Annotated in this window: 25 protein-coding genes; 9 read left to right on the top strand and 16 right to left on the bottom strand. The window is 69.2% G+C overall.

From position 1 onward, the window contains the following. Positions 1 to 221 precede the first annotated feature (221 nt). Positions 222 to 1,910: a 2-isopropylmalate synthase gene (gene leuA, locus ASC93_RS27660; RefSeq protein ID WP_056450324.1), complete on the top strand. Its 1,689-nt coding sequence runs from the start codon at positions 222 to 224 to the stop codon at positions 1,908 to 1,910. A 49-nt stretch (positions 1,911 to 1,959) separates the two neighbouring features. Here the strand turns inward: leuA and ASC93_RS27655 are convergent, their stop codons facing one another. From ASC93_RS27655 to egtD, 4 genes are read right to left on the bottom strand one after another with little or no spacing between them, the layout of a single operon-like run. Further along, the gene (locus tag ASC93_RS27655) at positions 1,960 to 3,153 is read right to left on the bottom strand and encodes a hypothetical protein (RefSeq protein WP_056450321.1); all 1,194 of its coding nucleotides are present in this window, start codon (positions 3,151 to 3,153) and stop codon (positions 1,960 to 1,962) included. Continuing rightward, positions 3,153 to 4,082: a YihY/virulence factor BrkB family protein gene (locus ASC93_RS27650; protein WP_056450319.1), complete on the bottom strand. Its 930-nt coding sequence runs from the start codon at positions 4,080 to 4,082 to the stop codon at positions 3,153 to 3,155. The genes ASC93_RS27655 and ASC93_RS27650 overlap by 1 nt, the downstream gene beginning before the upstream one ends. After that, positions 4,079 to 5,302, bottom strand: a complete 1,224-nt coding sequence (gene egtB / locus ASC93_RS27645; protein WP_056450316.1) for an ergothioneine biosynthesis protein EgtB — start codon at positions 5,300 to 5,302, stop codon at positions 4,079 to 4,081. Before egtB ends, ASC93_RS27650 begins: the two co-directional genes overlap by 4 nt. Before the next feature lie 10 nt (positions 5,303 to 5,312). Continuing rightward, the gene (gene egtD, locus ASC93_RS27640) at positions 5,313 to 6,278 is read right to left on the bottom strand and encodes an L-histidine N(alpha)-methyltransferase (RefSeq protein WP_056450314.1); all 966 of its coding nucleotides are present in this window, start codon (positions 6,276 to 6,278) and stop codon (positions 5,313 to 5,315) included. Positions 6,279 to 6,438: 160 nt separating this feature from the next. Here egtD and ASC93_RS27635 point away from each other — a divergent pair, with 160 nt between their 5' ends. Then, entirely contained in the window at positions 6,439 to 7,080 is a 642-nt protein-coding gene (locus ASC93_RS27635; protein WP_056450312.1) for an ABC transporter ATP-binding protein, read from the top strand. Positions 7,081 to 7,302: 222 nt separating this feature from the next. Continuing rightward, entirely contained in the window at positions 7,303 to 7,614 is a 312-nt protein-coding gene (locus tag ASC93_RS27630) for a hypothetical protein (protein ID WP_056450309.1), read from the top strand. Between the two features lie 29 nt (positions 7,615 to 7,643). Here ASC93_RS27630 and ASC93_RS27625 read toward each other — a convergent pair whose 3' ends face one another. The 7 genes from ASC93_RS27625 to ASC93_RS27595 form a co-directional block, all read right to left on the bottom strand. Beyond that, complete coding sequence (locus ASC93_RS27625) at positions 7,644 to 8,192, bottom strand: hypothetical protein (protein ID WP_056450308.1); 549 nt, start codon at positions 8,190 to 8,192, stop codon at positions 7,644 to 7,646. Between the two features lie 72 nt (positions 8,193 to 8,264). Then, entirely contained in the window at positions 8,265 to 9,398 is a 1,134-nt protein-coding gene (locus ASC93_RS27620) for a two-component system response regulator (RefSeq protein WP_056450307.1), read from the bottom strand. Further along, positions 9,398 to 12,907 carry a response regulator gene (locus ASC93_RS27615; RefSeq protein ID WP_056450306.1) on the bottom strand — a complete coding sequence of 1,170 codons (3,510 nt, stop codon included), beginning with the start codon at positions 12,905 to 12,907 and terminating at the stop codon, positions 9,398 to 9,400. The genes ASC93_RS27620 and ASC93_RS27615 overlap by 1 nt, the downstream gene beginning before the upstream one ends. 40 nt (positions 12,908 to 12,947) lie before the next feature. Continuing rightward, positions 12,948 to 13,754: an ABC transporter substrate-binding protein gene (locus ASC93_RS27610; RefSeq protein WP_056450305.1), complete on the bottom strand. Its 807-nt coding sequence runs from the start codon at positions 13,752 to 13,754 to the stop codon at positions 12,948 to 12,950. A gap of 80 nt (positions 13,755 to 13,834) precedes the next feature. Continuing rightward, entirely contained in the window at positions 13,835 to 14,767 is a 933-nt protein-coding gene (locus tag ASC93_RS27605) for a hypothetical protein (protein WP_056450304.1), read from the bottom strand. Positions 14,768 to 14,918: 151 nt separating this feature from the next. Further along, positions 14,919 to 16,088, bottom strand: coding sequence for a GGDEF domain-containing protein (locus ASC93_RS27600; protein WP_056450394.1), 1,170 nt, complete (start codon positions 16,086 to 16,088; stop codon positions 14,919 to 14,921). Positions 16,089 to 16,095: 7 nt separating this feature from the next. Further along, on the bottom strand, positions 16,096 to 16,371 hold the full coding sequence (locus tag ASC93_RS27595; RefSeq protein WP_056450302.1) for a hypothetical protein: 276 nt from the start codon (positions 16,369 to 16,371) through the stop codon (positions 16,096 to 16,098). A 109-nt stretch (positions 16,372 to 16,480) separates the two neighbouring features. On the opposite strand from ASC93_RS27595, the gene ASC93_RS27590 reads away from it, so the two are divergent. The 3 genes from ASC93_RS27590 to ASC93_RS27580 all read left to right on the top strand — a co-directional run bounded on the left by ASC93_RS27590 (position 16,481) and on the right by ASC93_RS27580 (position 20,554). Beyond that, positions 16,481 to 17,281, top strand: a complete 801-nt coding sequence (locus tag ASC93_RS27590) for a fused MFS/spermidine synthase (RefSeq protein WP_056450300.1) — start codon at positions 16,481 to 16,483, stop codon at positions 17,279 to 17,281. A gap of 96 nt (positions 17,282 to 17,377) precedes the next feature. Next, positions 17,378 to 20,218: an EAL domain-containing protein gene (locus tag ASC93_RS27585; RefSeq protein ID WP_056450295.1), complete on the top strand. Its 2,841-nt coding sequence runs from the start codon at positions 17,378 to 17,380 to the stop codon at positions 20,216 to 20,218. Between the two features lie 132 nt (positions 20,219 to 20,350). After that, a complete protein-coding gene (locus ASC93_RS27580) occupies positions 20,351 to 20,554 on the top strand; it encodes a hypothetical protein (protein WP_229412892.1) in 204 nt (67 codons plus the stop codon). Positions 20,555 to 20,718: 164 nt separating this feature from the next. Here ASC93_RS27580 and ASC93_RS27575 read toward each other — a convergent pair whose 3' ends face one another. Next, entirely contained in the window at positions 20,719 to 21,081 is a 363-nt protein-coding gene (locus ASC93_RS27575) for a hypothetical protein (RefSeq protein ID WP_056450293.1), read from the bottom strand. Between the two features lie 69 nt (positions 21,082 to 21,150). After that, positions 21,151 to 21,288 carry a hypothetical protein gene (locus tag ASC93_RS31815; RefSeq protein ID WP_200958414.1) on the bottom strand — a complete coding sequence of 46 codons (138 nt, stop codon included), beginning with the start codon at positions 21,286 to 21,288 and terminating at the stop codon, positions 21,151 to 21,153. A gap of 197 nt (positions 21,289 to 21,485) precedes the next feature. Here ASC93_RS31815 and ASC93_RS27570 point away from each other — a divergent pair, with 197 nt between their 5' ends. Then, on the top strand, positions 21,486 to 21,692 hold the full coding sequence (locus tag ASC93_RS27570; protein WP_056450292.1) for a hypothetical protein: 207 nt from the start codon (positions 21,486 to 21,488) through the stop codon (positions 21,690 to 21,692). Positions 21,693 to 21,819: 127 nt separating this feature from the next. On the opposite strand, the gene ASC93_RS27565 is transcribed toward ASC93_RS27570, so the two are convergent. Together ASC93_RS27565 and ASC93_RS27560 are read right to left on the bottom strand one after the other, a co-directional pair. Then, entirely contained in the window at positions 21,820 to 22,002 is a 183-nt protein-coding gene (locus ASC93_RS27565) for a hypothetical protein (protein ID WP_056450290.1), read from the bottom strand. Between the two features lie 20 nt (positions 22,003 to 22,022). After that, positions 22,023 to 22,202: a hypothetical protein gene (locus tag ASC93_RS27560; protein ID WP_056450288.1), complete on the bottom strand. Its 180-nt coding sequence runs from the start codon at positions 22,200 to 22,202 to the stop codon at positions 22,023 to 22,025. Between the two features lie 128 nt (positions 22,203 to 22,330). Here ASC93_RS27560 and ASC93_RS27555 point away from each other — a divergent pair, with 128 nt between their 5' ends. Beyond that, entirely contained in the window at positions 22,331 to 23,224 is an 894-nt protein-coding gene (locus ASC93_RS27555; RefSeq protein WP_056450286.1) for an alpha/beta hydrolase, read from the top strand. A gap of 15 nt (positions 23,225 to 23,239) precedes the next feature. Here the strand turns inward: ASC93_RS27555 and ASC93_RS27550 are convergent, their stop codons facing one another. Beyond that, positions 23,240 to 23,539, bottom strand: coding sequence for a 2Fe-2S iron-sulfur cluster-binding protein (locus ASC93_RS27550; RefSeq protein WP_200958413.1), 300 nt, complete (start codon positions 23,537 to 23,539; stop codon positions 23,240 to 23,242). 120 nt (positions 23,540 to 23,659) lie between these two features. On the opposite strand from ASC93_RS27550, the gene ASC93_RS27545 reads away from it, so the two are divergent. After that, positions 23,660 to 24,637, top strand: coding sequence for a L,D-transpeptidase (locus tag ASC93_RS27545; protein ID WP_229412891.1), 978 nt, complete (start codon positions 23,660 to 23,662; stop codon positions 24,635 to 24,637). Positions 24,638 to 24,644 lie beyond the last annotated feature (7 nt).

The following is a 24,644-nucleotide window of genomic DNA, read 5'->3' as shown; positions in this document are numbered from 1 at the left end:
CCAAGGAAAGTTGTACCGATGTTTGCCACTATCCCATTCACGCTGTCTGCCCTTTTCGCCGGAGCCTTCCTGTCGTCTGCCGGCGCGCGTGTGCTGTTTCCTTCGCTGCTGAAACTACCGATCGGTTGCCGGGCCCAGCGTCCCGTGGCCCGTCCGGCAGCCTCCCGCCACAACGATAGAAACGACACATTCACCAGCATTTGAAATCAGGAGCCACCGCCATGTTGACCAATCCCGCCGCCAAATACCGCCCCTTCCCCGCCGTCCCGTTGGACAACCGCCAATGGCCGAACCGCATCATCGACAAGCCGCCGGTCTGGATGAGCACCGACCTGCGCGACGGCAACCAGGCGCTGATCGAGCCGATGAGCCCGGAAAAGAAACTGCGCTTCTTCGAAAAGCTCGTGCAGATCGGCGTGAAGGAAATCGAGGTGGGTTTCCCGTCCGCGTCGCAGACCGACTTCGACTTCGTGCGCATGCTGGTCGAGGAAAAGCGCATTCCGGACGACGTCACCATCATCGTCCTGACGCAGGCCCGCGATGAGCTGATCCGCCGCACCGTCGAATCGTGCGTCGGCGCGAAGCAGGCCATCGTCCACGTCTACAATTCCGTCGCGCCCGTGTTCCGCCGCGTCGTGTTCGGCATGAACCAGGACGAGATCCTGCAGATCGCCGTGAACGGCACGAAGCTGGTCAAGGAACTGGTCGCGCAGCATCCGGACACGAAATGGGGCCTCGAGTATTCGCCGGAATCGTTCTCGACGACGGAACTCGATTTCTCCAAGCGCATCGTCGACGCCGTCGTCGACGTGTGGCAGCCGAGCGCCGACAACAAGGTGATCGTCAACCTGCCGTCGACCGTGGAAGCGGCGACGCCGAACGTCTACGCCGACCAGATCGAGTGGATGTGCCGTAACCTGAACCAGCGCGAGCACCTCGTGATCAGCGTGCACCCGCACAATGACCGCGGCACGGCCGTCGCCGCCGCCGAACTGGCCGTGATGGCCGGCGCCGACCGCGTCGAAGGCTGCCTGTTCGGCAACGGCGAGCGCACCGGCAACGTCGACCTGGTCACCCTGGCATTGAACCTCTACACGCAGGGCGTGCACCCGGGCCTGGACTTCTCGGACATCGACAGCGTCCGCCAGCTGGTCGAGGAATGCAACCAGATCCCCGTGCACCCGCGCCACCCGTACGTCGGCGACCTCGTGTTCACCGCATTCTCCGGTTCGCACCAGGACGCGATCAAGAAGGGCTTCGCCAAGCAGCAGGCCGACGCCATCTGGGAAGTGCCGTATCTGCCGATCGACCCGGCCGACCTGGGCCGCAGCTACGATGCCGTGATCCGCGTGAACAGCCAGTCCGGCAAGGGCGGCATGGCCTACCTGCTCGAACAGGAATACGGCCTCGAATTGCCGCGCCGCCTGCAGATCGAGTTCTCGCGCGTCGTGCAGAAGCATGCCGACGCCACCGGCCGCGAAGTGGCCGCCGCCGACATCCACGCGCTGTTCGACCGCGAGTACTTCAACCAGGACAACGCCGCCTACCGCTACGTCTCGCACCGCCTGGTCGAGAACAGCGAGGGCGAGGAGCGCGTGCAGATCGACACGACCGTGCAGCACAACCGCGTGACGGAACCGCACCAGGGCAGCGGCAACGGTCCGATCGACGCCTTCGTCAACGCGCTCGGCCTGGACATCCGCCTGATGGACTACCACGAGCACTCGATCGGCTCCGGCGCCGACGCGCGCGCCGCCTGCTACGTCGAGCTGCGCCTCGCGAACGGCCCGACCCTGTTCGGCGCCGCCATCGACAGCAATATCGTCACCGCGTCGTTCAAGGCCGTGCTGTCCGCCGTGAACCGCCAGCTGGCGCTCAGCGCGGAACAGGGCGAACAGCGCGCGGCCTGATTACCGCGCCGTTCTTGCCGTTTGGTGGGCACCCCGTGCCCACCCGTTTTTACAGCAGCCCTTCCAGCACTTCGGCGACCGCCTCCGCCTGGCGGTCCGCGTCAAAGCCGGCGTGGCGCAGCGCGAACGCGCGCGCCGCGACGCGCTGATCCTCGTCGTCCAGCATGCGGCGCACGATGCCGTCCCAGTCGAGCGGCCGCGCCATCTCGTTGATGTTGATGCCGACGCCCAGTTGGCGTGCACGGCGCGCCGTCAGGAACGCTTCGGCCGTCCGCGGCAGCGTCAAGACGGGCACGCCCGCCAGCAATGCCTGCGACACGGTCGACTCCCCCGCGTGGCAGATCGCGAACGCGGATGCGGGCAACGCGGCGCCCAGCGCCACCGGTGTGCCGGCCCACGCCACGAGCGGATGCGTGAACGGCGGCGCGACGCCGGCCGCGACCTCGGGCAGGTAGCACAGCGTGCGGCAGCCCGCGCGCGCCAGCGCGGCCAGCATCGCGCCATGTTCCGGATGCGGGCCGCGCAGGTAGGCGAACACGCGCGGCCCCGCGCCGTCCGGCCACGCCGGCGGATGCGTGCCGGGGCCGGCGATCGTCGGACCGAACCAGCGCGCGTCGCTCTCGCCGCGTCCCCACGGATCGAGTTCGGGCCACGTGCACAGCAGGGGCAGGTCGCCGCGCAGCAGGTCGGCCGCGCAGGCGTAGGGCGCGGCGCCGTGGCGCGCGAGCACGGCGTTGGCCGTGGCCAGCAGGCGCGCCTCGGTGGCCGCCATGCGTGCCTGCGGCACCGCTTCCCAGTCGCGCAGCGGCGGCAGCGGGCGGTCGGCCGGCGGAATCTGGAAACCGGGACCGACGGCGGCGCACGGGATGCCCAGGCTCCGCGCGGCCAGCAGCGCGGCCGGCGCGTAGTCGCCCACGACGAGGTGGGCGCCGAGCGCGCGCAGCAGATGGCGCCAGCCGTCGACGAGGCCGGCCATCGCGTCCGCATCGAGCCAGCCGCACGCGAGCAGCAGGTCGGCCAGGCTGGCCTCGCCGGGGGGCAGGCCGTCCACGCGGTGCAGCCACAGGGGCGCCTGGTAGACCGGAACGTCGACGTCGGCCAGCAGGCGGCGCGTGTGCACGAGGTCGCGCAGCACGAAGGCGATCGCGTGCCCGCGCGCGCGCAGCGGCTGCGCGAGGGCTTTCAGGCGGCCGGCGTGGCCCAGGGCGGCGCCGAGCTCCCAGCAGAATACGATATTGGCCATTACGGCGCCGTGCGCAACGGCTGCGGCGCGGCGCCCTGCCCCTTCTGCCCGACGCGCTCGTACTCGGCGATCACCTGGGCGCCGAACAGCAGCAGGCTGGCCGCGATCTCGAGGCTGAACATGACGACGATCGCGGTGCTCATCGAGCCGTACACGACGTTCACCTTGGACAGCGTGGTGAAGTACCACACGAGCACGTGGCGCGCGATTTCCCACAGCAGCGCCGCCGTCACGCCGCCGACCAGCGCATGCGACAGCGACAGCCGCCCCACCGGCATCACGAGGTAGATCGACGTGAGCACGAGGATCTCGCCCGCGAGCCCGAGCAGGTACAGCAGCGCGCCCGACACGCCGTGCAGCGACCACGTGTGGCCGAACAGTTCCACGCTCTCCGAGCCGATCACCTGCAGGGTCCCGGCGACGAGCGTCACGATCATCACGCCGAAGCCGAGGGCGAGGATGTAGCAGTACGGGAGCACGGCCGACACGAGGAAGTGGCGGCGGCGCACGGCCACGCGGTGCACGAAGATCACGCTCATCGCGTTTTCCAGCACGGTGAACGCGAGGGAGCTGAAGAACAGCATCGTGAAGCCGAGCACCCACGTGATCAGGTCGCGCGTGTCGAGGAAGTGCGCGACCTCTTCCACCATCGGGCCGGATTGCCCGGGCACGATCAATTCGAGGTAGCGGCGCAGGGTGAGCAGCAGGTCGACCTGGTCGATGAAGTGCGACAGCACGACGACCACCAGCATCAGGAACGGCACGATCGACAGCAGCGCGTAATAGGCGACGGCGCCCGCCAGCAGCAGGCCCTGGTTGGCGCGGAATGCGCGCATGCACTGCAGGACGAAATCGAGCGGATGCGCGACGATCCACGCATTGGCGCGCCGGTTCAGCACGCGCAGGCGCAGACCGTGCGCGGGCTTCATCGCGCGAGCCTGATGCCGCTGAACTGCCAGCGCGCGCCGGCCGGGAAGAAATTGCGGTAGCTGGCGCGCGCATGGCCGTGCGGCGTCGCGCACGACGCGCCGCGCAGCACGTACTGGTTCACCATGAACTTGCCGTTGTACTCGCCGATCGCGCCCGCGGCCGGGGTGAAGCCGGGATACGGCGCGTAGCTGCTGGCCGTCCACTGCCAGCATTCGCCGAACATCTGCGCGAGGCCCGGACTGCCGGCCGCGCGCGGATGCAGGTCGCCGCAGGTCAGCGCCGCGTCGCGCGCCGCGAATTCCCATTCCGCTTCGGTGGGCAGGCGCGCGCCGCGCCAGCGCGCGTACGCGTCGGCCTCGTACAGCGACACGTGCGTGACGGGCCGCGCCGGGTCCAGCGGTTGCAGGCCGTGCAGCGTGAATTCGCGCGGGCGCCCGTCGTCGTTCAACCAGTACAGCGGCGCGGCGATCGTCCCGTTCGCGACCTGGTCCCAGCCGTCCGACAGCCACAGCGACGGATCGCGGTAGCCGCCCGCCTCGACGAATTCGAGGTATTCGCCGTTCGTCACGAGGCGCGACGCCAGCGCGAACGGCGCCAGGTACTGGCGGTGGCGCGGGCTTTCGTTGTCGAAGGCGAAGCCCGGTCCGGCGTGGCCGATCTCGGCCAGGCCGCCGTCGAAGTCGATCCAGGCCAGCGGCTCGACGGGGCCGGATGCGGGCAGCGGCGAATCGACATAGGGCGGGTACAAGGGGTTCGTCGACAGCAGGTGCTTGACGTCCGTGAGGATCAGTTCCTGGTGCTGCTGCTCGTGCTGCAGGCCCAGTTCCACCAGCGCCGCGAGCGCGCCGTCGCCGCGCGCGGACGCCAGCAGGCGCTGCATGCGCGCGTCGACGGCGCTGCGGTAGGCCAGCACCTCGGCCAGCGCCGGCCGCGTCAGCAGGCCGCGCTGCGCCCGCGGGTGCTTCGCGCCGACGCCGTTGTAGTACGAATTGAACAGCACGCGGAAGGCCGGGTCGTGCGCGCGGAATCCGGGTTCGCGCGGCTCCAGGATGAAGGTCTCGAAGAACCACGTCGTGTGCGCGAGGTGCCATTTGACGGGGCTGGCGTCCGGCATCGATTGCGCACAGCAGTCCTCGGGCGTCAGCGGTTCGGCCAGGTGCAGCGAGCGTTGCCGCACATGGGCGAACGTGGTGGACAGGTCGTGTTCGGAGGCACCCATGTCCGCTCCTTCAGTGCGGCAGGGCGCGCGCGTAGATCACGGCGAACCACTGGCGCGGGTCGGTCCAGACGCGCGTGGCCGCGAAGCCGGCCTGGCCGAGCATGCCGACGGCGTCGCTCTGGCGGTATTTGTAGCTGTTCTCGGTGTGGATCGACTCGCCCGCCGCGAACCGGCGGCTGCCGCCGCGCCACGTCACCTGCTGCGCGCTGCGCGCTTCCAGGTGCATCTCGACGCGGCCCTGGGCCGGGTTGTAGAAGCCGCGGTGGCGCCACTGGCGGATGTCGAAGTCGGCGTCCAGCAGGCGGTTCACGTGGCGCAGCACGTTGAGGTTGAACGCGGCCGTCACGCCCAGCGCGTCGTCGTAGGCGGCGTCCAGCACGGCGTGGTCCTTGGCGAGGTCGACGCCGATCAGCAGGCCGCCGTCGCGCCCGCACTGCGCGTGCACGCGCTGCAGGAAATCGTGGGCCTCCTCCGGCGTGAAATTGCCGATCGACGAACCGGGATAGAAGAACAGGCGGCGTTCCTCGCGCACGACGTCGGGCAGTTCCAGGCTGGCGGAGAAATCCATGCCGAGCGGCCGCATCTCGATGTGGCGGAAGCGCTGGTGCAGGCGCTCCACGGCGTCGTGCAGGAATTCAGCGGAGATGTCGACGGGGACGTACTGCCGCGGCTGCAGCAGCGGAAACAGGCCCGCGGCCTTGGCGCAATTGCCGGCGCCGAGGTCGATCAGGGTGGCGCCCGTGCCGACCGTGCGCGCGATCTCGGCGCCGTGCAGGTCGAAGATGCCGGCTTCCGTCCGCGTGGGATAGTACTCGGGCAGTTCGCAGATCGCCTCGAACAGTTTCGAGCCGAGCGGATCGTACAGGAATTTGGGCGAGATCCAGGCCTGGCGGGCGCGCAAGCTCTCGTCCAGTTCGGCGGGTACATGCAATCCATCGTTTGCTGCGGGCACTGCGGGCGATGTGGCGTTCAGCATCGGGGCGTCCTCGGTGGTGCGGCCGCACCGCGCGGCCGGCTGGAATGTTGCCGTTCCGGCCATGATACGCGATTCCGGGATTCCGCACGCGCATGCGTGACGACTGAACGGGCCGCCGCCCGCGCGTGCTAGAGTAGCGGTTTTGCCAACACGGCGATCCATGCTCGAACTCGTCAACCTCAGCAAATCCTATGGCGGCCGCACCGTGCTGGCGGCCCTCTCGCACCGCTTCGAACCGGGCGAGTTCGTCGCGATCATGGGCGAATCGGGGGTGGGCAAGTCCACGCTGCTGAACCTGATCGCCGGGCTCGACACGCCGGACGGCGGCGAGGTCCGCGTCGACGGCACGCCCATGACCGCGCTGGACGACGACGCCGCCACGCGGCTGCGGCGCACGCGCATGGGGTTCATTTTCCAGGCCTTCCACGTGCTGCCGCACCTGACGCTCGCACAGAACGTCGCGCTGCCGCTGCTGTTGAACGGCAGTCCGGACCCGGCGCGCGCCATGCAGATGCTGGACGCGGTCGGCCTGGCCGGGCGCGGCGCCGACTTCCCGCGCCAGTTGTCGGGCGGCGAGCTGCAGCGGGTGGCCATCGCGCGCGCCCTCGTGCACCGCCCCGCACTGCTGCTGGCGGACGAGCCGACCGGCAACCTCGACCCCGAAACGGCCGACGGCATCCTGCGCCTGCTGCGCGCCGAGATCAAGGCCAGCGGCGCGGGCGCGATCATGGTCACCCATTCACACGCGGCGGCCGCCATGGCCGACCGCACCTTCGTTCTGACGCGTTCCGGCTTGAAATAACGTAAGTTCCCGCAAGAAAGATGCGTGTTATAGCGTTTTAGTCATGAACAGTGCGTCGGATTTGTCAACTCCGTAGTAGCATTCCAACAAACCCACCAGGCATAAGTCAGCAAAACGAAACGGTCGGGCTGGATTCCATTCGGACGGGGCAAGAGCCGAGCGGAACCGCAACTCTCCAAAACAGTCGATCTGTCTTGAACAATTTCCCATGCGGAGGAGTTCATGAGCGTACGGCAGAAAAAACAAGAGTTGCTCGAGGCGATGCATCGCGCCCGGGCCATGGAGCCGTCGAGTTTTGTTCCGAACAAATTACTCGACACCTTGATCCAACGAATGCAGCTGAAGAACGACGCGGAACTGTGCCGCGTCCTGGAGGTCCAGCCGCCCATCATCAGCAAGATCCGGCACCGCAAGCTGAACGTCGGGGCGACGATCCTGCTGCGGATGCACGAGAAGTCGAATATCCCGATCCGCGAGCTGAAGGAATTGACGGCCGAAGCCCGCACCGAGACGCCGCCGCCGACCCATCACTGAGCGCCGCGCGGCGCCCCGCCACGGGCGGGTCACTCGCCCGGCGGGCGTCCGGTCTTGAGCTGCGGCAGGCTGGCGAGCACGGCGCGCACGGCCGCCATGTCGAGCCGGCCGAGCAGCGCCACGCCGATGCGCAGCAGTTCGCTCTTCTTGACGTCGAGGCCGGCCTTGAGGCAGGCCTGCTTGACGGCGCCGAGCACGGCGTATTCCTGCTCGGGCATCGTGAAGCTGTCGCGCACGAGGCGCGGGCGCGCGGCCGGCGTCGCCGCTGCCGCCGCGGGTGCACGCTTCGTGCGCGCGCCGTTCGCGGGCGCGGGCACGGCGATGGCGCGTGCGGCCTGCCGGGCCACCGTGGCCGGATCGGCTGCCTTCGCGCGCGTCGTCTTCGCCGGCGCCGCCTTCGTTTTCGTTTTCGCCGCGGCCGTTTTCACGGGCGTCTTTGCCGGCCCCGTCTTCGCGGCGGCCGTTTTCGCGACTGCGGCCTTCTTCGCGGCCGGCTTCACGGCGGTTTTTACTGCAGCCTTCACGGCGGACTTCACCGCGGTCTTCGCGGCCGTCCTGGCCGTCGTCGTCCTCGCCATCGGGACCTCCTTCCTCAAACAAGCCAAACAATATATATCATTCGGCCCGTGCGCGGAAGGGCGCGGCCCGGATTACGCGTCGGCATCACGGAATTCGGCGGCGATGGCGGCGAACCGGTCCTCGATCTCGAAGAACGCGTCGAGCACGTCCGGATCGAAATGCGTGCCGCGGCCCTTGCGCATCACGTCCAGCGCCTGCCGGTGCGTGAACGCGGGCTTGTACGCGCGGCGCGAGATCAGCGCGTCGTACACGTCGGCCACGGCCATCAGGCGCGCCGACAGCGGGATCTGCTCGCCGGCCAGGCGGTCGGGGTAGCCGGAGCCGTCCCACTTTTCCTGGTGCGAATGGGCGATCTCGCGCGCGAACATCAAAAAGCCGTTGGTGCCGCCGACGTGCTTCTCGACGAGCATGATGGTGTCGCGGCCGTACACGGCGTGCAGCTTCATGACCTCGAATTCCTCGCGGTCGAGCAGGCCGGGCTTGAGCAGGATGCGGTCCGGGATGCCGACCTTGCCGATGTCGTGCAGCGGCGCCGAGCGGTACAGCAGTTCGATGTTCTCGTCGCTGAGTTCGGCCGCGAAGCGCGGATGGCGCTGCAGGTGCTGCGCCAGCGCGCGCACATAGTTCTGCGTGCGGCGGATGTGATTGTCGCCCTTCGCCACCGCCGTGTTGTCGCGCGTCTCCGCCAGCGTCCCCATCGCCATGATGATCGCCTCCTGCATCAGCGCGAGCTGCGCGGTGCGGTCCTGCACGAGCTTTTCCAGGTTCTCGTTGTGCGCCTGCAGCTGGCGGCGCGCATCGAGCAGCGTCAACTGGGTGGCCACGCGGGCAAACAGGATCGGCGGACTGACCGGCTTGGCGATGTAGTCGACGGCGCCCAGCGACAGGCCCATCGCCTCGTCCTCGACCTGGTTCTTCGCCGTCAGGAAGATGACCGGGATGCCGGCCGTGACGGGATTGGCTTTCAGCTGGCGGCACGTTTCGTAGCCGTCCAGGCCGGGCATCATGACGTCGAGCAGGATCAGGTCCAGGCCCGGCGTGGACTGGGCGATCTGCAGCGCCAGGGTGCCGTTGTTGGCGACCTTCGTGTTGTACCTGTCCTTGAGGAGGCGCGACAGCAGCATGATGTTGTCGGGCGTGTCGTCGACGATCAGGATGGTCGGCTTGTCGTTGTTGCCGGGGTGTCCGGTGGCTGCAATATTCATCAGGTTTCCGCGGTATCGGGGCGGGTTGCGGCGGCCGCCTGCGGCAGCAGCCGGCGCGCCTCTTCGAATTCGTAACGGGACAGGTGCTGCGCCAGGCGTGCCATCCGCTCGCCGTCGAGGACGCCCGCGAGCAGGGCGCGCACCGTCTCGAAGTAATCGATGGCGTCGCCCGAGTATTCGGCCAGCAGCTGGTCGAGCTGGGCGGCGGCGTCGAGCGCGTCGGCGCCGGCAGCGCCGTCCGCCGCGGACGCCTCAGGCGCCGCGGGCTCGGGCGGCACGGCCGCGTGGGCGAAGTAGCGGTCGAGCGATTCCATCGTCGCTTCCACGGCGGCTTCCAGCGCGCGCACGCCGGACGCCGCGCGGGCGCGGTCGGGCGACGACAACGCCAGGCCCTCTTCCACCGCCTGCGCGAGCGTCTGCAGCTCGCGCGCGCCGATGTTGCCGGCCACGCCGCGCAACAGGTGCGCACGCGCGGCCGCCTGGCGCAACCGACCCGCCTCGTAGTCGGCGCGGATCTCCGCGCCGGCGTCGCGCTGGGCGGCGCGGAAGCGGTCCAGCAGCTGCACGTACAGCGCGACGTTGCCGGCCACGTGGCGCAGGCCGTACGCGGAGTCGATGCCGGACGCGTTCGACAGCCCCGGCAGCGTTGGGCCGTCCGGCGCGACGGCGTCCCCGGCCGGCAGCGGCGGCGGCACGGCCTGGCCGATCCAGCGCGCCAGGGTGGCGTACAGCTTCTCCGGCTCGACCGGCTTGGTGATGTAGTCCTGCATCCCTTCGCGCAGGCAGCGTTCGCGGATCTCGGCCAGCGCATGCGCCGTCATGGCCACGATCGGCAACGCATCGAAGCGCGCATCCTTGCGCAGTTCGACGGTGGCCGCGTGGCCGTCCAGCTGCGGCATCTCCAGGTCCATCAGCACGAGGTCGTAGGCCTGCGGGCCACCTTCGCGCAGCATGGTGAGCGCCTCGATGCCGTTGGCGGCGACGTCCACGACGAAGCCCTGCCCCTGCAGCAGTTCGAGCGCGATCTGCTGGTTGACCTGGTTGTCCTCGACGAGCAGCACGCGCGCCGCGCGATCGGCGGGCGGGCCGAATTTGCCGCTCCTGCGGCTGTGGGCATGCGGCGCGCGCGGCGGCGCGAACAGGGCGACGAGCGTGTCGACGAGCGCCGACTGTCCGATCGGCTTGCACAGGAAGCCGCGGATGCCCGCCGCCTCGGCCTCTTTCTGCACTTCCTCGCGGCCGAACGCCGTCACGAGCACGGTCGACGGCGGCTGGCGCAGCGCCGGATTGCCGGCGATGCGGCGCGCCAGCTCGATGCCGTTCATGCCCGGCATCTGCCAGTCGGTCAGCACGACGCTGTACGGGTCGCCGGCCGCGTCGGCCGCGAGCAAGGCGCTTTCCGCCTCGGCGCCGCTGGCGGCCAGGTCGACGCGCAGCGGCAGCGCCTGCAGGGCTTCGCTCATGATCTCGCGCGCGACCTCGCTGTCGTCGACGAGCAGCAGGCGCGCGCCGTCCAGTTCCGGCGGCGCGACGGCCACGCGTTCCGGTTCGCCGGACAGCGGGAACTCGAGGTCGAAGTGGAACGTCGAGCCTTTTCCGGGGCTGCTGTCGACGACGATGCGACCGCCCATCAGGCCCACCAGCTGCTGCGAGATCGACAGGCCCAGGCCCGTGCCGCCGTATTCGCGCGTCGTGCTGCCGTTGGCCTGGCTGAACGCGCGGAACAGCTTGCCCTGCTGCTGCTCGTTCATGCCGATGCCCGTGTCGCGCACGGCGAAGCGCAGGGTCGCGTAATCGCTGCGGAACCGGTCGGCCGGATCGTCGAGCCGCATGCACGACAATTCCAGCTCGCCCGCCGGCGTGAACTTGACGGCATTGTTGACGAGGTTGATGAGGACCTGCCCCAGGCGCAGCGGGTCGCCCACGAGCATGCGCGGGATCGCGTGCGGGACGTGGAACAGGTATTCGAGGTGCTTGTCGGCCGCCTTCTGGCTCGTCACGCTGGCCACGTTCGCGAGCACGTCGTCCAGGCAGAACGGGATGTGCTCGACGTCCAGCTTGCCCGCCTCGATCTTGGAAAAGTCGAGGATGTCGTTGATGATCCCCAGCAGCGACAGCGCGGCGCGGTGGATCTTGCCGACGTAATCCTGCTGCTTGGGCGAGAGTTCCGTGCGCAGCGCCAGATAGGCCATGCCGATGATCGCGCTCATCGGCGTGCGGATCTCGTGGCTCATATTGGCCAGGAACTCGGACTTGGCGACGTTCGCCGCTTCCGCCCGCACGTTGGCGGCGACGAGCGACTGCTCGCGCTCGCGCCGCTCCGAGATGTCGCGGATGAACGAGCAGAACTCATGGTCGTCGCTGGTGGCCAGCTGCACGCGCGTGATGGCCAGCTCGATCGGGAATTCGCCGCCGTCGCGGCGCAGCGCATACGTCTCGATGCGGCTGTCCAGCACCCCGCCCACGCCGCTGCGTTCATAGCGCGCGAGGCCGTTGCGGTGGGCGGCGCGGTGGCGTTCGGGGACGATGCATTCGTCGAGGTCGCGGCCGAGCACTTCCTCGCCTTTCCAGCCGAAGATCTTTTCGGCCTGCGCGTTCCAGCCGACGATGCGGCCCTGGCGGTCCATGCGCACGACGGCGTCCAGCGCCGTGTCGACGATGGCCTGCAGCTTGGCCTGGCTGCCCTGGGCCACGCGCATGGAGTCGACGAGCTCGCGCGTGCGCACGGCGATCTTCTGCTCGAGGTCTTCGTTCAGGTCGCGCAGCTGCTGCTCGATGATGCTCTTTTCGCGCAGCAGGCCATTGGTCACCTGCTCGGCGCGCCGCAGCCGGGTCAACGTGTCGCGGAAGCTGCGCACGGCGGACGACAGGCGGCCGATCTGGTCGCGCCGGCCGATGCCGGACAGGTGGATGTCGGTCTCGCCGCGCGCCAGCTTTTCCAGCGCTTCCTGGATGTCGGCGAACGGCTGCGTCATGCGCCGCCCGATCAGCAGCACGCAGCCGACGATGGCCAGCGTGAGCACGAAATTGGCCATCACCGTGTGCATGATCTGCTGGCGCAGGTCGTCGTCGACCTGGCGCCGCGAGAACGCCAGCTCGATGCTGCCGACCTGGTAGTCGCGGTTGCCGTCGTGGTAGGCGATCTTGCGGCCGACGTGGATGGCCCCGATCTCGTCGTCGCCGGCGCCCAGCGCGGCCAGCACCGTGCCGTTCGGCGCCAGCACGCGCAGCATCGTCACTTCCGGCGTGGCGCCCAGCGAATCGACGACGGACGCCACGGCCGCGCTGTTGATGTCGAACAGCGGCCGCGCCAGCGCATGCGACAGCACCGATGCCTGGCGGTCCACGCGCTCGTGCAGGTGCTGGTCGGCCTCGATCTGCAGTGTATGCATCACGTAGGTCGTATAGACGCCGGTGGACAGCACGACCGCCAGCACGATGCCGGCGCCGAGCCGGAACACGATGTTCTGGCGCCAGCTGTCGGCCAGGCCGCGCACGAGGTCGCGCAAGCGCGCGCGCGGACGCCCGGTGCCGGCGGTCGGCGCGGGATTAATGGGCGGCTCCCTGCTGGCCGGCCAGCTCGCGCTCGCGGCGGCGGTAGGCGGGGCTCGTGCGCACCTGTTCGATCGTGTTCCAGATGCGCGCGGCCAGGCCGGGATGCTGCGCGACGAACGCGTGCGACAGGATCAGGTAGTACGGCTTTTCGACCAGCGGCACGGGCAGCACTTCGATGTCTTGCGCGTACGGCGTGTGCATCAGGCGCACGGCGTCGCCGCCGCCGAGGGCCGCCGCCACGAGGCGGCCGGCGAGCAGCTTCTGCAACAGTTCGTCGGCCTGCTGGCTGCCCTCGTCCACCGGCACGTTCTGGGCGCGCAGGAAGTCGCCGACGGAGTAGCCGAGCTGGAATCCGATGCGGCCGTCGACGTTGGCGAAGCGCCTGCCGTCCCAGTCGACGCGGCCGCCCTTGCGCCGCACGAGCACGTAGCGGTCGACGTGCATGCGCTTGTCCGGATCGGCCTGGCCGGCGGCGCCGCCCGCCTGCCCGTGCGGGCCGGGATACACGCCCAGCGCCTCGCGCTCGCGGCTGAAGCTGACGGCGAACGCGCCGCTGACCTGGTTCGCCTTGACCTGCGCGAGGCAGCGCTTCCACGGCATGCTCTGGTAATCGAACGCGATGCCGAGGCGCCGCGCCACCTCGCCCAGCAGTTCGAAGTTGAGGCCGCCGCCGTCCAGGGTGCGCCACGGCAGCACCTCCTGGCGTTCGAAGCACAGCGGTACGGTCGGCCCCGCCGCGAACAACGGCGCGCCGGCGGCGACACAGCAGGCGATCAATCCGTAGCGAACAAAACGCGGCATGGGAAGCAAGGGCGGCGGCAACAATGATTAAAAACAGACAACAGTATGCCAGACCTTGCCGGACACCGGCATGCCGTCCGTCACGCCGCCAGCGCCGCGCGGCCGTGGCGCAATTCGGCCAGCACGCCGGCCCGCAGCCCCGTCTTGGGCACGTCCAGTTCCTCGATCTCCAGCTCTTCCATGAGGCCCAGCAGGATCGCCAGCGCCGCCGTCACGTCGCGCAGGCGCAGGTGGCCGAGACCCGCCAGCGGCGCCCCGCCGCCGCCCTGGTCGAGCGCGCGCGCGGCGAGCGTTTCCAGCCGGCCGCGCGTGATGGGGCCGGCCAGTCCGTTGTCGACGAGCAGCCGGGCCAGCGTGTGGATCGTGCCGGACGCGCCGCACGCGCGGTCGCGCCGCCCCGGTCCGAACGCGGGCGCCTCGTCGCCCAGCTTGGCGCGGGTGGATGCGATCGCGGCCGCGAACGACACCGCGTCGATGCGCCCGCCGCCGAAGAACGTCAGCGCCAGGCGCGACGTGCCCAGGCCCAGCGACGCGACCTTCTGCACGCGGCGCCCGCTGCCGAGCGCCAGCTGGGTCGAGCCGCCGCCGATGCCCAGCACCAGCGTGCGCGCGGCATCGCCGTCGGCAGCCGCGCCGTCGGCCACGCCGAGATAGGTCAGGACCGCCTCTTCCTCGCCGGACAGCACCTGGACGGGATGCCCGAGCAGTTGCTGCGCGGCCGGCAGGAACAGGTGGCTGTTGCGGGCCATGCGCAGGGTCGACGTGGCGACGACGCGCACGGCGGCCAGCGCATGGTCGTTCAGCCGCGCGCGGATCGCGCGCAGGCAATCGAACGCGGCGTGCATCGCCTCGGGACTCAGGCAGCCCTGCGCGTCCAGCGCGGCGGCCAGGCGCAGCGGTGCATGAAAACTGTCGAGGGGACGCAGGGTGCCGTCCTCGACGGCGCCGACGAGCAGGCGGAAGCTGTCGGAGCCAAGGACGAGTGCGGCGTGGATGGGAGATGTGGTGCTCATGCAGACTCCGAAGTCGAAAACGGCGCCACGATAGCGGGGCTGGATGACGGATCGATGACAGGAGCATCGTTGATCGTATCATCATAAGGCATGCGGGACGACGGCGCCATGGCGGACACGTCCGTGTGTGCGCGCACTGGCCCGGCGGTGTTCATTCCTCGACCGGCGCCAACGCGGACGCCGCCACTTCGACCCGGTCGCGCCCCGCCTTCTTGGCCACACGCAACGCCTCGTCGGCGCGGGCCAGCAGGGTGACGGTACTGTCGTCCGGGCGGATCGTCGTGACGCCGAAGCTGGCCGTCAGGGAAATCATCGCGCGTTCGGTCTTGACGCGCTCGCCTGCGATCGCGGCGCGCATGCGCTCGGCGACCATGGTGGCGTCGTCGAGGCTGGTGCGCGGCAGCAGGATCGCGAATTCGACGCCCACCAGGCGGCCCAGCTGGTCGCTGTCGCGCAGGTGGCGCTTGCAGATCGCGGCCAGGTGGGCCAGGACGACGTCGCCGGCCGGGTGGCCGTAGCTGTCGTTGATGCGCTTGAACTGGTCGAGGTCGAACACGACGAGGGCCGTCGGCTGGCCCGGACGGCGCGCCAGCGCCATCCACGGCGACAGCAGGCGGAAGAAGCCGCGCCGGTTGGGCACGTCCGTGAGCGGATCGACCACTTCCAGCCGCGCCAGCTCGGCCTGTTCGCGCTCGCGGCCCAGCAGCAGCCAGCCGAAACCGCCCAGCAGCGCCAGCAGGTACAGCGCGCCCGAGTGGAACTGGCGCAACATATCGTTCGTCATCCAGCCCCAGCCCGCCGGCGCCAGCAGTACGAGGGCGCCGCGCGCGCCGACGACGATGGCCAGCAGGCCTGTGGCCAGCGCGAGGAAGCGTTGCAGCATCGACGCTTGCACCCAGCCGCGCGCCAGCGCCGCGGCCACGGACAGGTAGCCGGCCGCCAGGATCAGCGACGCGGCCACGGCGCGCAGGCCGATCGGGTCGATCAGCCAGCACAGCAGGAAGGCGAGGACGGCCAGCGCCAGCACGGGCGCGGTGGCGCGGCGCCAGCGCAACCGGCCGGCGCGCTCCCACGCCGCGCCCGATTCCCAGGCGACGCCGGCGAACACGAGCGCGTAGCCGATGGGCAGCGCGAGCCCTTCCGGCATGACGCCGGTGGCGCCGATCGCCAGCAGCAGCCAGCCGCCGGCCTGGTACAGGCGCGACCAGCCCCAGGTCGGCAGCGTGGGCCGCTTGTGGCTGGATTGCTCGAAGAAAAACAGGGTCGCGCACAGCGTGAGATTGCCGAGTGCCAGCGCCAGTACCATCGTGGTGGAATCCATCGGCACCTCAGAATTCGTGCACGACCGCGGTCGTGCCGTCGCCGACGCGGCTGGCCCAGGCGCGCGCCCAGTAGTCGCGTTCGGCCTCGGTGGGCGGCTCGTGCCAGAACACGATCAGGGTGCCCTTGTGGTCGTGGATCTGGGTCAGTTTTTCGACGAAAGCCGGGTTGCCGTCCACGTCCGCCAACGCCATCGCGTAGCCGTAGACACGGTCCAGGCGCTCGATGCGGTCCGGCTCGGTCTGGCTGTTGGTGGCGGTAATGGTCGGGTGGTCCAGGAACATGAGGTCTCCGCTTGGGCTGCAACGGCCAGCTTATCAGAAACCCATCGTACGCAACAAGTTACGCCGTGGAGAGGCGGGGCCGATATCGATTTCACGTATACTCGGCACGATGCCGCACCGCGACGACCCGTCCCATCCGTTCCCGCCCGCCCCGCCGCTCGTACGTACGCGCCGCGGCCGGCGCACGCTGGAATTCGCCCCCGGCGACATCCAGAGCGAGATGCTGCTGGCGCGCCCCGACGCCCTCGCGCTGGCCTACCAGCGCGCGATGATGGGCTTCGTGCTGTTCCGGCCGCGGCCGCGCCATATCGTGATGGTCGGTCTGGGCGGCGGATCGCTGGCCAAGTTCTGCCACCGCCACTTCCCCGGCGCGCGCATCACCGTCATCGAATTGCGCGCCGACGTGATCGCCCTGCGCGACGCCTTCCACGTGCCGCCCGACAGCGACCGCTTCACGGTCGTCCACGCCGACGCTTGCGACTGGCTGGCCGCGCATCCCGCCACGGCCGACGTGCTGCTCGCGGACGGCTTCGACGCGCGCGGACTGCCGCCGTGCCTGGCCAACGCGCCCTTCTACACCGACTGCCGGCGTGCGTTGCGGCCCGGCGGCGTGCTGGTGGCCAATGTGTTCACGTACGACCCGCGCTACCCCGACGTGATGGATGCGCTGGACACCGTATTCGACGGCCACACCTGCTGGTTCGACAAGGTCGCGGGCAATAACCGCATCGTGTACGCCGTGCACGCCCCGGACGCCGCGGTCGCGCGGCGCGTTGCCCGGTATGCGCGCCGGCGCGGCCTGGGCCCCGGATTATTGAACCGGCTAGCCATAAGATTCATCCTTGCCCGGATCGCATCGCGATCTGTTTTGGCCCCGCCACATCTTCGGCCGGTACGCATCCGTCTGTGACAATTTGTTTGCGGAAACTAGAGTTTCTGTGACAAACTAGCCCCTCAATTCATGCCTTCAGGCAAGCACCCATCTTACATGCATAGGGATCACTGGATGTCGCGTCGCCGACTGCCGTTTTCGCTCACGCTCGCAGCAGGCCTCACCCTGGGGGGCGGCCTGATCGCAACCGCAGTGCTGACGGTCGCCGTCAGCCGCCTCGAATACGACAACAAGGCGCTGGCTTTCGAACAGGGCACGGGCGTGCGCGTCGCCGCGCTGCGCCAGGGCATGGACGAAGCCGTCGAAGTCCTGAACGTCACCAACCAGCTGTTCACGACGGTCCAGCCGGTCACGCGCGCGCAATTCCACGATTTCACGACGCCGCTGCTCCAGCGTAACCCGTACATCCGCGCCTTCAACTTCCACCGCGTCGTGCAGGCCGGCGAGCGGGCCGCGTTCGAAGCGGACCTGCGCCAGTTCCAGCCGGACCTCGTGCTGCGCGAGATGCACGGCGCGGCGCGGACGCGGGCGCCGGAGCGTTCGCGCTACCACGTCGTCGACTACCTCGAACCGATGCAGGGCAACGAAGCGGCCCTCGGCCTCGACGTCAGCCAGAACCGGCAAGTGATGGACACCCTCGCGCGCGCGCAGGCGAGCGGCCGCGCCGCCCTCACCGGCCTGCTGCAGATCGCGCAGGCGCCCGGCGCGCCCAGCTTCGAAGTGCTGATGCCCGTGTATGCCCAGGGCGGCCGCCTGCTGGGCGACACGGCCGCCGTGATCTCGATCCCGACGCTCGTCAACGCCGCGCTGGCACGGGCCGGCCTGCTGGACGACCACGGCATCCAGCTCAGGTTCTACGGCGGCGGCCGCGCCGATCCGGCCCACCTCGTCTACGCCACCCGCGACGCGGCGCCGTCGACGCCGCCTGTCGCGCTGCTGTCGGCCGGCTACACGGGGCGCGCCGTGAACACCTTCACGGTCGGCGGCCAGTCGTGGACGGTGGAAGCCATCGCCGCGCCCTCCGCGTGGCTGGCCGACCATCTCGGCTCGACCCTGCTGCTGGCCGGCGGCGCGCTGTCGACGCTGCTCCTGACCGCCTTCGTGCAGGCCGCCGGCCAGCGCACGCGCAAGGTCCAGGAACTGGTGCGCGAACGCACGGCCGACCTGAAGCTCACCAACCAGCGCCTGATCGACGACGTCCTCGCGCGCAAGCGCACGGAAAAAGCCCTGCAGGAGAGCGAGCAGCGCTTCCGCCAGCTGGTCGCCATGTCGTCCGACTGGTACTGGGAACAGGACGAGCAGTTCCGCTTCACGCACGTCACCGGCGACTTCACGGAAAAATCCGGCATCGGCACCGAGCGCGTGCTCGGCCGCCGGCGCTGGGACTACGTGCCCGCGCTGGCGGACACGGAACTGGGCCGCGACCACGTCGCCACGCTGGAAGCGCACGAGCCGTTCCGCAACCTCGAATACCGCGTCGTCGACGACAACGGCGAGGAACGCTGGTTCTGCATCAACGGCCAGCCGGTCTTCGACGAGACGGGCGGCTTCACCGGCTACCGCGGCACGGGCAGCGACATCACCGCGCGCAAGGTCACCGAGCAGCGCGTGCACCACGTGGCCCAGCACGACGTGCTGACGGGCCTGCCCAACCGTTCGCTGCTGCAGGACCGCCTGAGCCAGGCCGTCGCCTACGCGACCCGCAGCGGCCATCCGGTGTGGGTGATGCTGATCGACCTGGATCGCTTCAAGTTCGTCAACGACAGCATGGGCCACAAGGCCGGCGACGTCCTCCTGATGACGGTCGCGGCGCGCCTGCGCTCGTCGCTGCGCGACACCGACACGGTGGCGCGCCTGTCCGGCGATGAATTCGTCGTGATCCTGTCCGAGCACTCGGACCAGCCGCTCACGCCCGACATCGTGCAGCGCGTGATGGATTCCGTGGCGCAGCCCGTCATGCTGGGCCCCAAGGAATTCTTCGTCACCTGCAGCATCGGCGTGGCCGCCTTCCCGAGCGACGGCACGCCGGCCGAGAACCTGATCGAGCACGCGGACATCGCCATGTACCGCGCCAAGAAGCTGGGCCGCAACAATTTCCAGTTCTATACGCCGGCCATGAACGAGGAATCGCTGGAGCGCGTGCGCATCGAAAGCGCGCTGCGCAACGCCCTCGAACGCAACGAGTTCGTGCTGCACTACCAGCCGCAGGTCGACCTGCAGACGGGCCGCATCGTCGGCATGGAAGCGCTGATCCGCTGGAAGCACCCGGAGCTGGGCATGGTGCCGCCGTCGCGCTTCGTCGGCGTGGCCGAGGACACCGGCCTGATCGTGCCGATCGGCGCCTGGGTCATGCGCACCGCGTGCGCCCAGAACAAGGCCTGGCAGGATGCGGGGCTCGGCAAGCTGCGCGTGGCCGTGAACCTGTCGGCGCGCCAGTTCAGCGCCGCCGACCTCGTGCCGGGCATCGAAGCCGTCCTCAACGACACGGGCCTGGAGCCGTCCTGCCTGGAACTGGAACTGACCGAGAGCCTGTTCATGAGCGACGTCACCCCGGCCGTGGAATTGTTGCACCGCATGAAGTCGCTGGGCGTCAACCTGTCGATCGACGACTTCGGCACGGGCTATTCCAGCTTCTCCTACCTGTCGCGCTTCCCCATCGACGTGCTCAAGATCGACCGCTCGTTCGTCAACGACATCACGCACGACGCCAACGACGCGGCCATCGTCGCCTCGATCATCGCGCTGGCGCACAACCTGCGCCTGTCCGTGATCGCCGAGGGCGTGGAGACGGCGGAACAGCTCGATTACCTGCGCCACCAGGGCTGCGACGAAATGCAGGGCTATTATTTCTCGAAGCCGCTGCCAGCCCACGAATTCGAGCAATTGCTGCGCCAGCGGCGCGGCCTGGCGGCCCCGGAAGACGAGCCGCAGACGGCCGCCGCATGCGGAATCTAGAATCTGCTTTAACTATTTGCCCCAACTGCAATAATTGGTGCAATTACTTATAGCCTAACGTACATCGTTCTTCTACAATACCCGGTGACTCTTTAGCAATACTACTTACCGAGTATGACGATGATGACTGAAATGAATATCGACTCCGCCGCCGCAACGCTGGCGGAACGCAGGCCGCGCACCGACATGCGCACGCGCGACCTCGTCAACCAGGCCGTGGCATCGGTCCCCACGCTGGGCCTGCAGCGGGCCGCCGAATTCCTGGCGGCCATGGGCGTGCCGGCCGAGATCGCCGTGCGCGCCCTGGTGTATCCGAACCGACGCCGGACGAACTGAACGCGGAACGCCCGAATGATGGGTGCGGGGTGGACAACCCTTGCCCACCATGCGTTACCTTGATGCGCGCATTCGGTGGGCACGGGGTGCCCACCCTACGGCTTTCATGCGTTACCGTGATGCGCGCATTCGGTGGGCACGGAGTGCCCACCCTTCGGCTTTCATTACTCTTGCGCGGCGATGTCCGCCAACGATTCACGGCCCCGTGCCGTCAATTCGAAACCGCCTTCCGCCCGCGCGGCGATATGCGATTTGCGGCTCAGGAACTGCACGACGTCCTCGTCGACAGGCGCCGCCGGGTCCGCCTCGAGCGCGCGCAGGGCCTGCACGCAGCGGCGCAGGAACAGCAGTTCGGTCCCCTGCGCCGTCAGCGCCAGGTTGCCGCTCTTCGCATACTGGACCAGTTTCAGGCCCGACAGGCGCTTGGCGTTGCGCCCGACACAGGCATTGACGCGGTCGCTCCTGGCGCCGCGCCGGATGAATTCGAGGGCGTCGTATTCGTCGCCCGTCAGTTTCAGATTCTTCATTACCACTTTCCAAGGAAACAAGCCCGCCATGGTAACGGCGGCGGGCCGTCCCGGCAACCCGCGCCGCGATCAGCGCAGGGCCCGCACGGCGGCCCACACGAGGCCGGCCCCCGCCAGCACGCCCAGCGCCACCGCCGCGTGCATCCGATGCGAGCCCAGCAACGGGCTGCGGCCCAGCGGAATCTTGTTGTACAAGGTGGTGCTCATACTTCTCTCCTCCGAATGTCATTGGCCACAGGGTTCATTATAAAAAATTCCCTGACGAAATATGTGCGCCAGCGTACGCAACCGTCATTTGTGTCCACTTAGCAACAAACAGGCGTCCCGCGACGATCCTATTGCGCGCCGGGCGCCGACATGGACTGTTAGTATCGCGCCAACACGACAACGCAACGGAGCACGCCATGAGAACCAACGTACCGAAGCCGGACCCCGGCGCCAACGCCCCCGCCAACCTGCACGAAGCGGACATCGGCAGCGGCGAACGCTCGCCGGCCCAGCACGAAACGGACGCCATGATCCGCGAAATCCCGCCGCGCGGCCACAAGCAGGGCGACCAGCAGGACGCCGGCCAGCAGGCCACGCGCGACGGCGAGCCGGGCAAGCGCTGACCCGCACCACGTGACAACGGATGGGGCGACCCGACGGCCCACCCCATCCGCACTTCGTCCATCCGCAGTTCACACCTCATTCACCGCATCCGGACCTGCCCGCACCGCGACCGTGGCGCGGCATCGGTCATTGCGCCTTGACGGGCGCCACCGGCGCGTCGGGTTCCTTCACCGGCGCGCGCGCCGGGGCCGGCACGTCGTCCGGATCGGGGCTCGGCTGCGGCGGCGGCAGTTCCGGGTCCGGCGTCGTGGGATCGGGCGTCGAGTGGGCGCGCTTGCGCAGGCCCTCGTCCTGTTCCGGCAAACTCATCGGTCTTCTCCGGCGCAGGCTCAGCGGCCTTCCTTCTGCTTCGCGCCGCCGCCCGCGCCCTTGCCCGTCCCCGCCTTCACGGTCGACTTGTTGTCGTGGCTGCTCTTGTCCTTGACGCCGGCCTGGCGCTTCTGCACGTCCGCCTCGGACAGGTTGCCCGACTGCTTGTTCTGGCTGCCGCTGGATTTCGATTGGCTCATGATGATCCTCCGATTGATAGGCGTTGATGTTGTGTGCAGCCTAGCATGGAAGACCGGGCCGGGTTTTCAATCGTGCGGCCGGGCGGCGCGGGCTGGTATAGTCGGGTTTTGACATCCCGTCGCCGACCATGCCGCGCCGCCTTCCCGCCCTCGCGCTCGCCCTCGCCATGTCCGCCAACCTCCACGCCGCCCCGATGACGCTGACCGACTACATGGCCCTGTCCGGCCCCGCCCCGGACGCCACGCTGCGCTACGGCGCCGCGCCGTCGCAGTACGCCGAACTGTTCGTCCCGCCCGGCAAGGGCCCGTTTCCCGTGGCCGTGCTCGTGCATGGCGGTTGCTGGACGAAGGAATACGGCGGCATCACGCAGTTCCGCAATATGGCCGGGGCGCTGGCGGCACGCGGCATCGCGGTCTGGAACGTGGAATACCGCCGCGTGGACGAAGCCGGCGGCGGCTATCCCGGCACCTACCAGGACATGAACGCCGCCCTCGACCTGCTGGCGCGCACGGCACGCGACCATCCGCTCGACCTCGACCGCCTCGTGGCCGTCGGACACTCGGCCGGCGGCCAGCTCGTGCAATGGCTGGCGGCGCGGCCCCGCATTCCCGCGTCCAGCCCGCTGTTCCGGGCCGACGCCGTGCCCGTGCGCCGGGTCGTCAGCCTGGGCGGCCTCGCCGACCTGCGGCGCGAATCGGCCCTGTTGAAAACGAGTTGCGACCGTGACGTCGCCGAGCTGGCCGGCACCCCAAGCGCCGCGCGCCCGGACGTGTTTGCCGACACGAACGCGGGCGACCTGATGCCGAACGGCAGCCGGACGATCCTCGTCACCGGGGAACTGGACACCATCTCGCCGCCGCGCGTGGCGCACGACTTCGCGGCGCGCGCCCGTGCCGCCGGCGACGCGGCCGAGGTCGTCATTCTGCCGGGTGCCAGCCATTACGATGAAGTCGCCGCGACGTCGGCGTCGTGGCCGCTCGTGCTGCGCGCGATCGAATCGATGCTGCCGGCCCCGCGCTGACGCGGCCCGGTCGGCTCAGTCCGGAAACACGATCCGTTTCGCGAGCCGCTGGTCGACGACCAGGTCGTCGAGCGCCACCGCCACGCACGGCAGGATATAGCCCTCGCGCTTTTCGTCGAAGGACAGGCCCGGCCATTCCACGAGATACCGTACGGTCCCGCCCGCGAGGCGGCAGATGCACGTGCGGCAGGTGCCGTTGCGGCAGGAACTGGGCAGGTCGATGCCGGCCCGTTCGGCGGCGTGCAGCACCGTCGTGTCCGGGTCGGTCGGGAACGACCAGCCGGACGGCTGCAGGGTGATGGTCAACGCGGTCATGCCGGCGATTGTACCGCCTGCACGCATCGGGCAGCCCAACCATGGTGGGTTCGTTCCCGCACAGAGCGGCGCCCGGCACGGCACTAACCTGAAGCCAACGCATCTTCAGGCAGGAATCAATTGAAAACCCTTCGCATCCCGTTTCTGATCGCCATGCTGGGCAGCCTCGCCGGCAGCCCGGCGGGCGCCGCGCAACCCGGTCCCGCCGGCACGGCCGCGTCGACGGCAACGGCAACGGCGGCCACGCCCGCGCCGGAATCGGACAAGCTGCTGCGCGCGCAGGTACTGCTCGACCGCGCCCATTTTTCGCCCGGCGAAATCGACGGCGCCTTCGGCTCCAACATGCAACACGCCCTCGCCGGCTACCAGAAGGCGCACGGCCTGAACGCCACGGGCAAGCTCGACGACGCGACATGGAACGCCCTCGACGCCGACGCGACGCCCACGCTGCTCACCTACACACTGCTCGATGCCGACGTCGCGGGTCCGTTCCGTGCCGTGCCGGACGACATGATGGAAAAGGCGAAACTGCCCACGCTCGGCTACAGCTCGCCGGCGGAAGGCCTGGGCGAAAAATTCCACGCCAGCCCGGCGCTGCTGCAAAAACTCAATCCCGGCAAGGACCTGGGCCGCGCGGGCGAGCAGATCCTCGTGCCCAACGTCGTCGGCACGCCGCCGCTGGCGCCGGCCGCGCGCGTCGTCGTGTCGAAGGACACCCGCACCCTCGAGCTGCAGGACACGGCCGGGACCGTCCTCGCGCAATACCCCGTGTCGAGCGGCAGCGAACACGATCCGCTGCCGATCGGCACCTGGAAGATCGATGGCGTGCACCGCAATCCGACCTACCACTACAACCCCAAGCTGTTCTGGGACGCCAAGCCGGGCGACAAGAATACGACGGTCGCTGCCGGCCCCAACAATCCGGTCGGCGTGGTGTGGATCGACCTGTCCAAGCCGCACTACGGCATCCACGGCACGCCCGTGCCGGCGTCGGTCGGCAAGAGCGAATCGCACGGCTGCATCCGATTGACGAACTGGAGCGCATCCGAGGTGGCGGGCCTCGTGCAGGCGGGGACGGAAGTGCTGCTGACAGAGTAAAACCAAG

The sequence above is a fragment of the Massilia sp. Root335 genome, assembly GCF_001425685.1.
In the GTDB taxonomy this organism is placed as follows: Bacteria; Pseudomonadota; Gammaproteobacteria; order Burkholderiales; family Burkholderiaceae_D; genus Telluria; species Telluria luteola.
The sequence above is the reverse complement of the archived record's forward strand: the minus strand, read 5'-3'. Positions and strand labels throughout refer to the sequence as shown.